Source organism: Pseudomonas sp. CROZ-RG-20F-R04-15, assembly GCF_022662375.1.
Taxonomy (GTDB): Bacteria; Pseudomonadota; Gammaproteobacteria; order Pseudomonadales; family Pseudomonadaceae; genus Aquipseudomonas.
Genome location: NZ_JAKNQL010000010.1, coordinates 142,598 through 158,481, shown reverse-complemented (window position 1 = coordinate 158,481; position 15,884 = coordinate 142,598). Strand labels below are relative to the sequence as shown.

The following is a 15,884-nucleotide window of genomic DNA, read 5'->3' as shown; positions in this document are numbered from 1 at the left end:
TCCCGGACACGCACCAAAACAGGTCACACGTCTGCCGCGCACGCGGCGTCACATGGGCATTATGCCGAATGTGCATAGGGCAGTGCTGAACAGCATTGGCCCAAAATTTCCCACAAGCCTAGCATTCGCAGCGTTCCGGCACAGACCGGGTCCATATCGAGATGATTTCTATCATGTCCTCCGCTGCATCTTTCCGCACAGAAAACGACCTGCTTGGCGCCCTCGAAGTACCGGCTCAAGCGTATTACGGCATCCAGACCCTGCGAGCGGTGAACAACTTCCGTCTCTCCGGTGTTCCGATTTCGCATTACCCGAAACTGGTTGTCGGTCTGGCAATGGTCAAACAGGCCGCTGCTGACGCCAACCGCGAGTTGGGTCACCTGAGCGAAGCCAAGCACGCTGCCATCAGCGAAGCCTGTGCCCGATTGATCCGCGGTGATTACCACGAAGAGTTCGTGGTCGACATGATTCAAGGTGGCGCCGGTACTTCCACCAACATGAACGCCAACGAAGTGATCGCCAACATTGCGCTCGAAGCAATGGGTCACGAGAAAGGCGAGTACCAGTACCTGCACCCGAACGACGACGTCAACATGGCGCAGTCGACCAACGACGCCTACCCAACGGCGATCCGCCTGGGTCTGCTGCTCGGTCACGACACCCTGCTGGCCAGCCTCGACAGCCTGATTCAGGCGTTCGCGGCCAAGGGCAAAGAATTCGATCACGTCCTGAAAATGGGTCGTACCCAACTGCAAGACGCCGTGCCGATGACCCTCGGCCAGGAATTCCGTGCCTTCGCCACCACCATGGGCGAAGACCTGGCCCGTCTGAAGACGCTGGCCCCGGAACTGCTGACTGAAGTGAACCTGGGCGGCACCGCGATCGGTACCGGCATCAACGCCGACCCGCGTTATCAAGCGCTGGCGGTACAGCGTCTGGCCCTGATCAGCGGTCAACCGCTGGTTCCAGCCGCCGACCTGATCGAAGCGACTTCCGACATGGGCGCCTTCGTGCTGTTCTCCGGCATGCTCAAGCGCACTGCGGTGAAGCTGTCGAAGATCTGCAACGACCTGCGCCTGCTGTCCAGCGGCCCACGCACCGGCATCAACGAAATCAACCTGCCGGCGCGTCAGCCAGGCAGCTCGATCATGCCCGGCAAGGTCAACCCGGTAATTCCGGAAGCTGTGAACCAGGTTGCTTTCCAGGTCATCGGTAACGACCTGGCGCTGACCATGGCAGCCGAAGGCGGCCAACTGCAGCTGAACGTGATGGAGCCGCTGATCGCTTTCAAGATCTTCGACTCGATCCGCCTGCTGCAACGCGCCATGGACATGCTGCGCGAGCACTGCATCGTCGGCATCACCGCCAACGAAGCGCGCTGCCGTGAACTGGTCGAGCACTCGATCGGTCTGGTCACCGCACTGAACCCGTACATCGGCTACAAAAACGCCACCCGCATCGCCGGTCTCGCTCTTGAAAGCGGCCGCGGCGTGCTGGAACTGGTGCGCGAAGAAGGTCTGCTCGACGAAGCCATGCTCGCCGACATCCTGCGCCCGGAAAACATGATTGCTCCGCGTCTGGTTCCGCTGAAAGCCTGAACCGACGCGTTACTTGTAGCACCGCTCACCAGGTCGAGGGACTAGACACCTCTCACCTTTTGAGGGCTTGGGGATTTAGTCCCCAAGCCCTTTTTTTTAACTTTCTGACCCTGAGACCCGTATGTCTGGGGACTGCCCGCTCTCACAGAAGAGCAGTTCCTGCACAAACCCGACGCCGGTAACGTCGGGTGTTTCACAGCCTCGTTTCGTCGCTTGCACCACTACCGTGCAGACGGGCGCGCCACTGATCGGTATAGTGCCGCCCCTCTTCGCGTGAGCGGTCGTCGGTAACGAGGCCATAACCCATGCGAAACCCGAACTAATAACAAACCCGCGAAATGGAACGGGACGAAACCTTCGCCTCACCCGTCGTGCCGCGCGCACACCGGTGTAACACGATGTTTCTTCCATCCAGTATTTGCTTACACAATAAACAGCGAGGAAAAATCCATGCTCGAAGTCATTAACGACTTCCTCTCAGGGAAAGTACTGATCGTGCTCATTGTCGGGCTCGGTAGCTACTTCACGATTCGCTCGCGTTTCGTTCAACTGCGTCATTTCTTCCACATGTTCGCGGTGTTCCGCGACAGCCTCAAAGGCAGCGCCGGGCAACTCAGCTCGTTCCAGGCCTTGATGCTCAGCCTTGCCGGCCGTGTCGGCGCAGGCAACATCGCCGGTGTCGGCATCGCCGTGACCCTCGGTGGTCCGGGTGCGGTGTTCTGGATGTGGGTGACCGCACTGGTCGGCATGTCCAGCAGCTTCTTCGAATGCACCCTGGCTCAGGTCTACAAGCGCGCCGAAGGCGACGGCTTGTACCGCGGTGGCCCAGCCTACTACATCCAGCACGGCCTGAAGCTCAAAGGCATGGCGGTGGTGTTCTCGGTCCTGCTGTTGGTCACCTACGGCTTTGCCTTCATTGGCCTGCAGTCCTACACCGTGACCCACTCGCTGCAGAACGCCTTTGAATTCAACCCACAACACACCGGTATCGTCCTGGCAGTGCTGCTGGCCATCACCTTCATCGGCGGCATCAAGCGCATCGCCTCGGTGTCTGACCTGCTCGTACCGATCAAGACCCTCGCCTATATCGGCGTGACCCTGTACGTGATCGGTACTCAGATCGAACACGTGCCAGCCATGCTGGAAACCATCTTCAAGAGCGCCTTCGGCCTCGACCCGGCCTTTGGTGGTCTGCTCGGCAGCGCCATCGTCATGGGCGTGAAGCGTGGCGTGTTCGCCAACGAAGCGGGTCTGGGCAGTGCGCCGAACGTCGCCGCCGTGGCCGCCGTGAAGCACCCGGGCGCGCAGGGCGTGGTTCAGGCTTTCAGCGTGTTCCTCGACACTTTCGTGATCTGCACCTGCACCGCGCTGCTGATCCTGCTATCGGGCTTCTACACCCCGGGCTTCGAAGGTGACGGCATCGTCCTGACCCAGAACTCGCTGGCCGCCGTGGTCGGTGACTGGGGTCGCATGTTCGTCAGCGTCGCACTGTCGCTGTTCGTCTTCACCTGCATCCTCTACAACTACTACCTGGGCGAAAACAGCCTGCAGTTCCTCACCCGCAACCGCGCCGCGCTGATGATTTTCCGTGGTCTGGTGCTGGCGCTGGTGGTATGGGGTTCGATGCAGGATCTGTCGACCGTGTTCGCCTTCGCCGACATCACCATGACCTGCCTGGCCTTCGTCAACCTGGTGGCCCTGGCCATGCTGTTCAAGGTCGGCATGCGCGTGATGCGCGACTACGACGGGCAGCGCCGTGCCGGCGTCAAACAGCCGGTGTTCGACTCGAGCAAATTTGCTGATCTGGACCTCGACCTGAAAGCATGGCCGGCGAACCCGTCGTCTGCCGCTGCCGGCAAGACCGAAGCCGAGCCGCAAGGCGTGCCTGCAGCGCAACGCTGACAGGTGAATGACGGGCGCATCCCCTGCGCCCGTCAGTTATTGTGGTGCAATAACTTGTAGGAGCGAGCCTGCTCGCGATAGCTGTCTTTCAGCCAACATCAATGTTGAATGATGAACCGCCATCGCGAGCAGGCTCACTCCTACAAGGACCTCATCCTTTCGGAGAATCCCATGAATTCGTCGACTTATCCCGCCGCCCAGCACGTCATGGTTTTGTACACCGGTGGCACCATCGGCATGCAGGCCAGCGCCAACGGCCTGGCCCCGGCGTCCGGTTTCGAAGCGCGGATGCGCGACTACCTGCACAGCCAGCCTGAACTCGCCGTGCCGCAGTGGCGCTTTCGCGAGATGTCGCCGCTGATCGACAGCGCCAACATGACCCCGGCCTATTGGCAGCAACTGCGTGAAGCGGTGGTCGATGCCGTGGATGAGCAAGGTTGCGACAGCGTGCTGATCCTGCACGGCACCGACACGCTGGCCTATAGCGCGGCGGCGATGAGCTTCCAGTTGCTGGGGCTGAATGCCCGTGTGTGCTTCACCGGTTCAATGTTGCCGGCGGGCGTGCCCGACAGCGATGCCTGGGAAAACCTCGGCGGCGCACTGGTTGCTCTCGGCCAAGGCCTGGCACCGGGCGTGCACCTGTACTTCCACGGTGAACTGCTGCCGCCGACCCGTTGCGCAAAAGTACGCAGCTTCGGCCGTCATCCGTTCAAACGTCTGGAGCGTCAGGGTGGCGGCGTGAAAGCCTCTTCGATTCCAGCGTCTTTGAACTACAACCAGCCGAAGCAACTGGCCAAAATCGCTGTGCTGCCGCTGTTCCCAGGCATTAGCGCTGAAGTCCTTGATGGTTTGCTCGACAGCGGCATTCAGGGTCTGGTGCTGGAGTGTTATGGCAGCGGCACCGGGCCGAGCGATAACCCGGAGTTTCTGGCGAGCCTCGGCCGCGCGCGGGACAACGGCGTGGTGGTGGTGGCGGTGACGCAATGCCATGAAGGCGGGGTGGAGCTGGATGTGTATGAGGCAGGCAGTCGCTTACGCGGTGTCGGCGTATTGTCCGGTGGTGGCATGACTCGCGAGGCAGCGTTCGGCAAGTTACACGGCCTGCTCGGTGCAGGGCTTAACACACAGGAAGTTCGTCAACTGATTGAGTTCGACCTGTGTGGCGAGCTGGTCTGATCAGCGCTGGCCAATAAACCTCTCGTCATAAATAAACCTTCCTGCAAAATAAATGCAGGAAGGTTTAAACAATCAAGCTAACGTGATTTCAAACTTTCCGCCGGTGAGTTTGGAGTTACCGTCTATATCGCCCTGCACATCATCCAGCAATCCAACGATTTTTTTACTGCCTTCTTTCCACTCCACTCGAATCCAGCCCTTTGTCGCCACCCACTCTTGCACAGAATCCTGAAACAACAAATAAACAGGATCGCCGTGCCCCACAAACGTCACTTTCTTATTCAAATGAGCTTTGCCGACTACCATAGCGATAATATTATTGCGGCCCGGATCTCCGCCGCTCATATCGAAGTCCAAAACAATATCATTTGCACGGACTTCGACGTGAATGACCGGAAACTTTTGCTTGTCACCGTCAACTTCCACAGTGATTTCGCCTTGACCCTCCTTCTTGCTGCCTTTGAAAAATTCCGGAGTATATTCTTTAGTTTGTGAACGGCTCATTTAAATCTCCTTTTCGACACGTTAGTCAAAATTCATATTTACTGAAAAATCCGCAACATCCACTGAACAACCAGCGACATTCACTGGCAAACTAGACCCGACTTATGGAGCTGTCAAAAAAAATACCTACAAATAAAAATATTCGACAAACGGCTAATAATTCTCCAAAAACCTGTAATTTCTGACAGTAGACCAACCGCAGCTTAAACTTTAGAATTGACATGCGCCATGTCCTGCCCTGATTACTCAAAAGCTTATAGCTGACTTTAGAAAACATAACTTGCAAATCTCTCGCCAGTGATTGAGAGTTTAACTTTCAATATAATCGCGACATTACAAATTATCTTGAGCGGCACATAAATTGCTGGAGTATCCCCATCCATGATCGGGAAACTTCTTATGCTCCACTCCCACCTCACTACCCTCAACGCGGTCTCGCTAATCCTCAACACCTTCAAAGCCGAAGGCCTGTCGAGCGAGGCGTTGCTGGCCGGCAGCGGCATCAGTGCGGCGGATTTGCAACGTGCCGACACACGCATCACCACCAATCAGGAGATGCAGGTCTGCGCCAACGCGGTAGCGCTAAAGCATGACATCGGCCTGGAACTGGGCCGGCGCATGCACGTTTCCTGCTATGGCATCCTCGGTTACGCACTGCTTACCTGTGCCACCTTCGGTGACGCTTTGCGCTTGGCGATCCGTTATCCGGCGCTGTTGGGAACACTTTTCGAACTGAGTCTGGAAGACGATGGCGAGCGCGTCTGGTTCGTCGCTGCCGATTATCGCGAGAGCCCGGCGATGGCGGTGTTCAATGCCGAGTTCTGCCTGGTTTCGCTGAAAGTCATTTGCGATGACCTGCTCGGACATCCGCTGCCGCTGCTTGCCACGCGGTTCGAACACGCGGCCCCGGATTACCGCGACAGCTATGCCGAGCACTTCGACAGCCCGCTGCACTTCACCGCCAAGGACAACGCCTTCGCCTTCGACCGGCACTGGCTCGATCAACCGCTGCCGCTGGCCGATCTCATCACCCACCAAGCCATGGCTGAACGTTGCCGCAAGCAGAATCTGGAATTCACCGGGCGTCAGGCGTGGTTGGGGCGGATTCGGCAGTTGCTCAGCGCGCAACTGAATGCCGCGCCGGGACTGGAAGGTCTGGCGCAGCAGATGAAGTGCTCGCCGCGCACTTTGCGCCGGCATCTCAAGGACATGGGTAGCAGCTATCAGGAACTGCTCGATGAGCTGCGCTTCGAGCGGGCGAAGCAGATGTTGTGTGAGGACCAGCTGCCGATCTACCGTATCGCCGAAACCCTCGGCTTCAGCGAGACCGCCAGTTTCCGCCATGCCTTTGTGCGTTGGAGCGGCGTGGCTCCAAGCCAGTTCAGGGCCTGAAGAAGGGGCGAATTGCGGTCACGATTTTTGGCCAGATCCATCCCCTTTTGGCCTTTCCTGCCGTTCTCCGATTCGCTTCACGCCGCAACACTGAGAGCAACCGAATCAGCCCTGCGGAGAACAACAAATGCTGACGATCTACTCGGATGATCACCACCTGCACCATGGCCGCTGCGAACTCATCGATGGCCAGCTCAAGCCGTGCTTCGAGATGCCCTCGCGCGCCGACCATGTGCTGCAACGCGTGAAACACCAAAACCTCGGCCCGGTCGAGGCACCGAAGGATTTCGGTCTGGCGCCGATCGCCCGCGTCCACAGCCACGACTACCTCGACTTCTTCAAAGGCGCCTGGGCGCGCTGGACTGAATTCAATACTGACGGTGACTTGCTGCCCTACACTTGGCCGGCGCGCACCCTGCGTGCGATCAAACCGACCAGCCTGCACGGCCAGCTCGGTTATTACAGTTTCGACGGCGGTGCACCGATTACCGCCGGCACCTGGCAAGCGGCCTACAGTGCGGCGCAGGTGGCACTGACCGCACAAGCGCAAATCCAGCGCGGCGCGCGCAGTGCCTTCGCGCTGTGCCGGCCGCCGGGGCACCACGCCGCCAGCGATTTGATGGGCGGTTATTGCTACCTCAACAACGCCGCCATCGCCGCGCAGGCGTTCCTCGATCAGGGCCACAAGAAAGTCGCGATCCTCGACGTCGACTATCACCACGGCAACGGCACGCAGTCGATTTTCTACGAGCGCAGTGACGTGCTGTTTACCTCGATCCATGGTCACCCCGAAGCGGAATTTCCATTCTTCCTCGGCTATGACGATGAGCGCGGCGAAGGCGCCGGTGAAGGCTTCAACTTCAACTATCCGCTGCCCGCCGGCTCCGGCTGGGAAGTGTGGAGTGCAGCGCTGGATCAGGCCTGCAAGGAGATCGAAAGCTATGGCGCCGACGTTATCGTCGTGTCGCTCGGCGTCGACACTTTCAAGGATGACCCGATCTCGCAGTTCAAACTCGACAGCCCGGATTACCTGGCAATGGGCCAACGCATCGCCAGACTCGGCAAACCGACGCTGTTCGTCATGGAGGGCGGTTACGCGGTGGAAGAGATCGGCATCAATGCGGTGAACGTGCTGGAAGGATTCGAGCAATAACCACACGCCAGTGGCCACGCAAAAAACCAGACCCGCCCACGCGGGTCTTTTTTTGCCGGCAATATTTATGTACCGCACATGCCCCGCAGGCCGCCGCTACCTTGCCCGCAATCGCCGCCCTTTCGGCGCGTCCATCAGAGCAGGAGTTGCCCATGTCCGAAATCCCCTCGCCCAGCGCCGTCGATATCCTGACCCAGTTGGTGACCGGCCCTTCGCTGCGAGAAGTCGCCTCGAAAACGCTGCGTCCGGCGCTCAAGACGCTCTATCCGGATCTGGAGATCGACCCCCAACGAGCCATGGTCGTAAGACCGACCTGGGTCATCGAGGATGATCAAGTCGTCCCCGGCCGTCACCTGATCGAATCGCTGACCGACACACTGGTGCGCCTGGGCCTCTCCGGCACTGCCGTGACTTACCTCGACGGTGATCATTATCTGACCTTGCAGCCCGACCAGCCCGCGGCCATTCAACTGCCGGTGAAAATCAGCGCTGTCGGCAAGCTGCTCAATGACTTGGCACCGCTGCTGTTCATTGCCTACAAGGAACAGCAAGTCAATTACTGGGACGAGTTCACCTACCCGGGACAACCGCGTTGGCAGCAGATGTCGCAAGCCTTGCGCAAGCTGTGGAACGTCGAAGCCAATCCTGACTGGGATACGGACCAGCGCACCATGGTCGACGCGGTTTACCAGCACCCCGACAAACAGCAGCGGCGGCCAACCGGCAAATACCAGGTACGCGCCTGCCTGATCGATCTGGACCGCGACGAGGGTGGCGAACGGAACCACCTGACTCTGCTCGATACTGCAGTGTTGATCGGTACCGATGGCCAGCGCACCTGGATCATGACGCACTCGGTGATCCAGGGTTTCGAGAGCTTCGAATCGCTGGATGAACTCGGCAAAGCCTTGCCGCGCCACTACTGGAAAGAGGCCTCCGGGGCCGGATTGAAGTGGCGACTGTTCGAACCGCAGGGTAACTTCTTCGACTATCAGGCCTGTACCTTGATCGCGCTGGAGGCTGATGCCCTCGGCGCGATCAATTTCTTTCAAGAGTCGGGCCCCCGTCCGCCCTATCCGCACCCCGGGACTGTCGGCGACCCGCGAGAACCGACACCGCGCCTCAAACCGCATATCGAGCGTCTGCGTCCGATGCTGCCAGCCTGGCTCGACAGCGCCGCGCCGGCCGATCAAACCCGTTACAGCCGGCATCTGCTGGACCTGACCATGGTGCAGCATGCCAACAAAGGAAAAACCTTCCAGAGCGAAGTCGTCAGGCTGCAAGCGTTTACCCGCGATGCCCTGAAACAGCAGATGCTCAAGGATCATCCGAAGGCCAGCGACGTAACGATCGATGACATTGAAATCAGCATCACCAGCCTGGTGGTCTGGGGCACGTTTGTCTTGCCGGGCAACACGCAGACCCAGACGCTGTCACTCATTGAGCTTGCCTTGCAGAACCTTGCCGGACAGCCGATCGGTAACAAAACCGTACGCTACAAGGACGGCAGCGAATTGCCCACCTGGATGACCGTCAGTTACGTGGAAACGCTGGTCAGCACGGTCGATATCGGCAAGACCTACCCGGCGCACCTGCAAAATCTGCTGATCGACGACACCGAGCAAGCGACCGCACTGCAAGGGCTCTACACCAGCCAGTTGCCCATCGAGCTGCCACTGCTGGCGTTGCAACGCAAAATACAGGGTGAGGCGGGCATGACGGATCTGGGTTACCGCTATGTCGTCGCCGCACTGGCCAACACCGACGAGGAACGGCATGTCGATCACGAAGAAGTGGTCATTCGCCCGCTGGCATTCGTTGCCCATCGCTCCCGCTCACAGGCCGACACCGTCAATAACATGTTCATCATCGGTCCGCGCACGGTGGAAAAAGGGCCGTGCGTGCTTTATCGGCCACTGTTCGAAATGGCGCTGATGCAGTTTCCCTCTCACGCCAACCTGCTGTACGAAATCCAGCAGTCTCGCCATCTGCGTGAGTCAGTCCTGGCCTGGTTGCCGGACGACGTCCGCTTCAACTACAGCCAGTTCGTCTTCACTGCCCGGCTGCCTTCGGTATGGACAATCCCGCAACTGCTGATCAACCCCACTACCGCGCTCGACATGTCCGGTCCGGTTGCACTGGGGACTGCGGTGATTGAGGAAGATGTGCTGGCGACGCTGCACAACAGTAACGTTCAGGCGGTGATTACCCAGGCTGATCGCCAGTCGGTCTCCGATGCAGAAGCACGCTGGGCCACGCTGAAACACGGCGGCTGGATGCTGTTCAACGCGGCATTGCCGTTCCTGGGGCGCAGCGTCGGCACAGCGGCGTGGATCTGGCAGATCATGGACGACCTGCAAGAAGTCAGCGACGTCGCCAATGAACAATCCGGCAAGACCGCCTGGGTCGCACTCACCGATATTCTTCTGGCATTGGGCATGGTGCTCGCCCATCGCGCAGCGGTCGGCGACAAGCCACAAAGCGAATCACTGACAGAGGAAGAAACCGTTCACCCCATCACCACCGCCACCGTCACCCCCCGTGCATTAAAGCTGCCCGACATCTCCGGCAGCGCATTACCCAGCGGCCACGAAATGTCGATAAATCCTTTTGCCGCACTGAAGCGATCTCCCGTTGCGCTGGCGACTTTGCTCGAGAGTTTTCAGATCGCCAAACCCCGAGGCATAGGCGATGCCGCCAGCGAGGGGCCCCACAGATACCTCTATCCGCGCCAGAAACAATGGTTCGCCCCCGTGGGCAAGCGCTGGTTCGAAGTCACGATCAATGAGCACGCCGACGTGCAGATCATCGACTCACGCCAGGCAACGGCGCGTCCCGGACCACCGCTGACCCGCACTGCCAATGGCCAATGGGTGGTCGATCTGCGCTTGCGCCTGCGCGGCGGTGGGCTCGACAGTGCGCTTGAAAAAGCTCAGGACTTCAGCAAGAAAACCGCGAAGCAGCTGACCACCGCGATCAGCGCTTTTGACGCAACCATGAAGGCTAAACAAGTCAAGCGTGATGCAGACCACAACGTGCTCAACAACGCACCTGCGTCGACTCGTGCTCAGGCGCGTCAGCAGTATCTGGATACCCTCGATGCTCAACTCAAGGCGTACGGTACGAGCATCGAACAGATCAAGGCATTGAATAAAAAGGCACCCATTCCCAACTACCGGGAAGTGATGATTCAGCGTCTCGAGATGCAGTTGTTTCTCGGACAGGAATGGCTCGAACTGCATTCCACAGAGTTTCAGGCGAGCCTGCAAACGATGCAGACAATGCTTGCCGATGAACGCCGTTTCGCCATACAGACGTTTGTTCAAACCTTCGACCGCATGACCGATCAGACCCAGGCAATCATTGAAAAAATCGAGTCAGCCCAGACTCGTTTTGACGAACTGATGCTGCTGGGCAAAGACGCGGTCAAGGTCCTTCACACCTATCGCGAGGCGTTACCGAAATATGATCTGAACGACCTCAAACTTTTGCAGATCAGTCTCGGTCAGGAGATCTGCATCAAGGCCGGTGACACGACGACGAGCGCCAACGCCTATCAAGCGTTGTCCACGCTCATCGAAGAGGCTGCGCTGAATATCCAGAGCGCCTTGAATCTGACCGTCGATGAGAGCCTGGACAACCTGCGCGAACGCAAGGAGGCCTTGAGCAACGTCGCCGAACAATTCACCGCGATCGATCAACGCTTTGGCGATCTGCTGATCGACTATCCCGAGCAGATCTACACTGAGCGCCTGGCACATGTGCGCAGGCGGATAAACGCGTTCAAGGCCCGCACCGATGTAAAGCTGGCCGAGCTGCTGCGCTTCAGGCACTTGCTGGACCCGGCGCCAGGTCCTTCCAGACCGGCATCGGCGTCATCATCGGCACGCCAGATCATCAAAACCAAATCCAGGCGCACGCTGGTCGGCGAACGCAAAAAGAGCCTCGAAGGCGAGGATACCGATCTGGTGGAAGTGCGCACCACCCTGACGGGTGTCATTGCCACCTTCGAGGAAGAATCACCCGGCGTCTGGGTCGAACAGCGCAGAGCAAAACCCAAGGCGCCCAAGCCCAGCCTCGACCTGACCGCCAGTGCGCGAGAAGGCCAGGCCCTGCTCGACGGTTTGGCCGCGTTCCACCGGCGTATCGAAGCCCAACTCAAACGAGGACCACGGATTCCTGTCGAGATCGAAGAAGAATATCAACAACACGCTGCCACCTTGCGCAAAGCCAACGCAGACATCGATGAAGCGTTGACTGCCAGCAACCTGACTGCCGACCTTAAAGAACCGACCGAAAGGCTTGGCCACAAGCTCGACGAGGCCGCTGGCACCCTGGACGCCAAAGGCACCAGCACGCGCATCCGGATGGTCAAGCAACAGCCTCCGACAGCGGCCGGAATCCAGTGGCTGAAGGACAAGGGCGAAGTGAAGATTGCCCAAACCGTGACTCGTCGCCGGCTCAAAGGCCAGCCAAAGGACTTTCTCGACGAGTATGAAATACGCGATAGCCACACCGACAAAGTGCTGTGTTACGCACACTTCCACTACAGCAGCGTGCAGGCGCCCGTTGCGCCGTTCCCCATCGGGCATATGAAAACCGTTGCACAACGCTATATGGCAGGAACCTACGAACCACACCTGCTCGACAATCAGGCGTTGATCAGGGTCCACCGCAGCGGCATTTCCGACAAATCCGCACAGGCGCTGTTTCTCACTCCCGCCACGCCTGTCGCAAGCGAATCAGTGCCGCGTTGATCGCCGCTTCAGGTACGGCGGCAAACCCCAGCACCAACCCGGCGCGCTGATCCATGGGCGTGGTGGAATCAGGCAGCCAATAGCTGCTCAGGCCGTTGATCTCCACATCGACGCGAGCAGCTTGTGCAATCAACTGCTGCTCGCGCTCGATGCTGTCCACGGCCACGGTCAGGTGCAGTCCGGCCGAGACGGCAGGCAGATCGCCGACTCCGGCAATGGCAGTCGGCCAACCATCGAGCAATGTATTGCGGCGACTCAGTGCGGCCCGCCGCATGCGTCGGATATGCCGCTGGAAATGCCCGGCAGCCATGAATTCGGCCATCACCGCTTGGGTACTCACCTCCGAATGCCGGACATCCACAGCCCGCCGTTGCGAAAACGCATCCACCAGCCCCGGCGGCAGTACCAGATACCCGAGCCGCAGCGCCGGGAACGCAACCTTGCCGAAAGTGCCGACATACAGCACCCGCCCCTGTCGATCGAGTGCCGCCAACGGTGCCAGTGGCGCACCGGTGTAGCGGTACTCGCCATCGTAGTCATCCTCGACGATCCAGCCTTGGCAGCGCTCGGCCCAGGCGAGCAGTTCAAGACGTCGCGCCAGGCTCATGACCACGCCTGTCGGGTATTGATGAGAAGGCGTCACATAGGCCACGCGACAATCCCCGGTGGCCGACAGCGCCGAGCAATCCATGCCCTCTTCGTCCACGGCAATACCGTGCAAACGAGCACCAGCCACAGCGAACGCATGACCGGCCGCGCGGTAGCCCGGATTTTCGATTGCCACGCCATCGCCCGGCTCCACCAGCAACTGTGCACAAAGGCTAATGCCCTGCTGTGCACCACTGGTGATCACAATTTGTTCAGGCGCACACTGCATGCCCCGCGAACTACGTAAATAGGCCGCGATCATGGCGCGCAAACGCGCATCGCCGGACGGATCGCCGTAGCACAGTTGCGCCAGATCCGGTTTGCGCCAGAAAGCCGCATTCAGCTTGGCCCACACCTCGAACGGGAACAGATCAAACGCCGGAACACCCACCCGAAATGCTCGCGGCGGACCGCTCGGCGGCCGGGACAAATGATTCTTTTCGATGCGCAAGAAACTATCGCTGTGGATAACTTTACTGGATGGAACCACAGGTAAATCCAGCCAATTTGTGGATAAGGCTGTGGGTAAGCCTGTTGAAAACCCTGTGGATACTTTTGTGGATAGTTTTTTTGCTGGAGCCGTTATCGGCATCAATTGCGCGACATAAGTCCCGTCCCCGACCCGCCCTTCGATAAACCCTTCGGCATACAGTTGATCGTAGGCGCGCACCACGCTGTTGCGGGAAATGCCCAAGGCCGCCGCCAGATCGCGACTGGCGGGCAAGCGCGTGCCGCTCGCCAGTCGCCCATCCAGTACCCGCAGGCGCAAAGCCTGATAGAGCTGGCGACTCAAACCCTGACGGCGATCAAGCTCGATACCCGCAGGATTGAACGGCATGGACAACGTCGGCGAATCGGACATGACAATGGACCTATGAAATTGGTCATCAATGGCTCTTACAACAGACCAATAGCCTGCCTACGATGCAGGCATTCGCCAAGGAAAATCTGTCCATGTACACGCCACGCGCCTTTGCCATCGAAGACCTGTCCCAACTGCACGAGTTGATCCTCGCCACTCGCCTCGCCATTCTGGTGACCCACGGCGAAAGCGGCCTGCAGGCCAGCCATGTGCCGGTGCTGCTGCATTGCGAACAAGGCGAGTACGGCACGCTGTACGGACACCTGGCCCGCGCCAATCCACAATGGAAAGACCTGCGCGACGGTGCCGAAGCCATGCTGATTTTTGCTGGCGCCGACGCCTACGTCAGCCCGGGCTTTTACCCGAGCAAGGCCGAGCACGGCAAAGTCGTGCCGACCTGGAACTACATCGCCGTGCACGCCTATGGCCATGCCGAAACCTTCAGCGATGGCGGGCGCCTGCTCGACATCGTCAGCACCCTCACCGACCGGCATGAAGCCGGCCGCGCACAACCGTGGTCAGTTGCCGATGCGCCCGCCGATTACATCGACGGCATGCTCAAAGCCATCGTCGGTTTCGCCATTCCCATCGACCGTCTCGAAGGCAAGCGCAAGCTCAGCCAGAACCGCAGCGCCGAGGACATTGCCGGCGTGCGCGAAGGCCTGGCCGCCAGCCCGGAAATCAATGATCAAACCCTCGCCCGATTGATGCGCTAAGGAAACCACCATGAGTCAGATCGACATTCGCCAGGTCAGCGCCGCCGACCGCGCCGCGTGGCTGCCGCTGTGGCAGGCCTACCTGCGTTTCTACAACACCGAACTGCCGGAAGCCGTGACGGAAAATACCTGGCAGCGTTTTCTCGACCCGAACGAACCGACTCACGCCGCCCTCGCCTGGGCTGGCGGTAAAGCGGTAGGCATGGTGCATTACATCTACCATCGCTCGAACTGGAGCATCGAAAACTCGTGCTACCTGCAGGATCTGCTGGTGGTGCCGGAAACCCGTGGCACCGGCGTCGGTCGCCTGCTGATCGAACACGTCTACGCCACCGCCAAGGCTGACGGCTGCGGCAAAGTGCACTGGCTGACCCACGAAACCAACGCCACTGCGATCCAGCTCTATGAGCGCATCGCCGAACGCCCGGGCTTCATCCAGTTTCGCAAAGCCATTTAAGGAGACGCACGCATGACCGCTTCACTCGCTGACTGGAAAGGCGCGCCCGCCCCTACCGCCACTCTGCTCGAAGGGCGCTTTATCCGCTTGGAAAGGCTTGACCCGGCGCGCCATGGCGAACAACTGTTCGCCGCACTGGAAGGCCCTGGCGCCGACCCGAAACTTTGGGATTATTTGCCCTACGGTCCGTTCCCGGAACGCAACGTTTTTGACGCCTGGCTGAAGAACCATGCCGCCAGCAGCGACCCGTATTTTTTCGCTGTCATCGACCGCGCGAACAACCAGGTGCAAGGCATCCTCAGCCTGATGTCGATCGTCCCGGCGCAGGGCCGCATCGAGATCGGCCACGTCACCTTCGGCGCACCAATGCAGCGCTCGCCGAGAAGCACCGAAGCGGTGTACCTGTTGGCCAGGCACTCCTTCGACCTCGGTTACCGCCGCCTCGAATGGAAATGCAACAACGGCAACGCCCGCTCCAAGTACGCCGCCGAGCGCCTGGGTTTCAGCTTCGAAGGCGTGTTCCGCCAGCACATGGTGGTCAAGGGCCAGAACCGCGATACCGCGTGGTACTCGATTCTGGATGGCGAGTGGCCAACGATTGCGGCAGGTTTCGAGCAGTGGCTGTCCGATGAAAATCAGACGCCCGACGGGCAGGTGAAAGGCTTGGTCGAATGCCGTTCCTGATTATCTGAAAAGCAAAAGATCGCAGGTTGCGATCT

11 protein-coding genes are annotated in these 15,884 nt (G+C 59.4%); 9 read left to right on the top strand and 2 right to left on the bottom strand.

What is annotated here, in order from left to right; translation table 11 throughout:
• Positions 1 to 173: 173 nt before the first annotated feature.
• The 3 genes from L8H52_RS16795 to L8H52_RS16785 all read left to right on the top strand — a co-directional run bounded on the left by L8H52_RS16795 (position 174) and on the right by L8H52_RS16785 (position 4,676).
• Positions 174 to 1,598: an aspartate ammonia-lyase gene (locus tag L8H52_RS16795; RefSeq protein WP_016985755.1), complete on the top strand. Its 1,425-nt coding sequence runs from the start codon at positions 174 to 176 to the stop codon at positions 1,596 to 1,598.
• Between the two features lie 450 nt (positions 1,599 to 2,048).
• Entirely contained in the window at positions 2,049 to 3,500 is a 1,452-nt protein-coding gene (locus L8H52_RS16790; protein ID WP_242207869.1) for an alanine/glycine:cation symporter family protein, read from the top strand.
• Between the two features lie 171 nt (positions 3,501 to 3,671).
• Positions 3,672 to 4,676, top strand: coding sequence for an asparaginase (locus L8H52_RS16785; protein ID WP_242207870.1), 1,005 nt, complete (start codon positions 3,672 to 3,674; stop codon positions 4,674 to 4,676).
• Positions 4,677 to 4,748: 72 nt separating this feature from the next.
• Here the strand turns inward: L8H52_RS16785 and L8H52_RS16780 are convergent, their stop codons facing one another.
• The gene (locus tag L8H52_RS16780) at positions 4,749 to 5,180 is read right to left on the bottom strand and encodes a hypothetical protein (RefSeq protein ID WP_242207871.1); all 432 of its coding nucleotides are present in this window, start codon (positions 5,178 to 5,180) and stop codon (positions 4,749 to 4,751) included.
• Positions 5,181 to 5,579: 399 nt separating this feature from the next.
• Here L8H52_RS16780 and L8H52_RS16775 point away from each other — a divergent pair, with 399 nt between their 5' ends.
• From L8H52_RS16775 to L8H52_RS16765, 3 genes are all read left to right on the top strand, one after another.
• Complete coding sequence (locus L8H52_RS16775) at positions 5,580 to 6,572, top strand: AraC family transcriptional regulator (protein ID WP_242207872.1); 993 nt, start codon at positions 5,580 to 5,582, stop codon at positions 6,570 to 6,572.
• A gap of 127 nt (positions 6,573 to 6,699) precedes the next feature.
• Complete coding sequence (locus L8H52_RS16770) at positions 6,700 to 7,725, top strand: histone deacetylase family protein (RefSeq protein WP_242207873.1); 1,026 nt, start codon at positions 6,700 to 6,702, stop codon at positions 7,723 to 7,725.
• 152 nt (positions 7,726 to 7,877) lie between these two features.
• Positions 7,878 to 12,482, top strand: coding sequence for a DUF6543 domain-containing protein (locus L8H52_RS16765; RefSeq protein WP_242207874.1), 4,605 nt, complete (start codon positions 7,878 to 7,880; stop codon positions 12,480 to 12,482).
• Here the strand turns inward: L8H52_RS16765 and L8H52_RS16760 are convergent.
• Positions 12,439 to 13,992, bottom strand: a complete 1,554-nt coding sequence (locus tag L8H52_RS16760) for a PLP-dependent aminotransferase family protein (RefSeq protein ID WP_242207875.1) — start codon at positions 13,990 to 13,992, stop codon at positions 12,439 to 12,441. The genes L8H52_RS16765 and L8H52_RS16760 overlap by 44 nt on opposite strands.
• Positions 13,993 to 14,084: 92 nt before the next feature.
• Between L8H52_RS16760 and L8H52_RS16755 the strand changes: the two genes are divergently transcribed.
• Genes L8H52_RS16755 through L8H52_RS16745 form a run of 3 tightly spaced genes read left to right on the top strand, consistent with a single transcriptional unit; the run spans position 14,085 to position 15,849 of the window.
• The gene (locus L8H52_RS16755) at positions 14,085 to 14,708 is read left to right on the top strand and encodes an FMN-binding negative transcriptional regulator (RefSeq protein ID WP_026000519.1); all 624 of its coding nucleotides are present in this window, start codon (positions 14,085 to 14,087) and stop codon (positions 14,706 to 14,708) included.
• Positions 14,709 to 14,718: 10 nt separating this feature from the next.
• A complete protein-coding gene (locus L8H52_RS16750; RefSeq protein WP_242207876.1) occupies positions 14,719 to 15,165 on the top strand; it encodes a GNAT family N-acetyltransferase in 447 nt (148 codons plus the stop codon).
• A gap of 12 nt (positions 15,166 to 15,177) precedes the next feature.
• A complete protein-coding gene (locus tag L8H52_RS16745; protein ID WP_242207877.1) occupies positions 15,178 to 15,849 on the top strand; it encodes a GNAT family protein in 672 nt (223 codons plus the stop codon).
• Positions 15,850 to 15,884 lie beyond the last annotated feature (35 nt).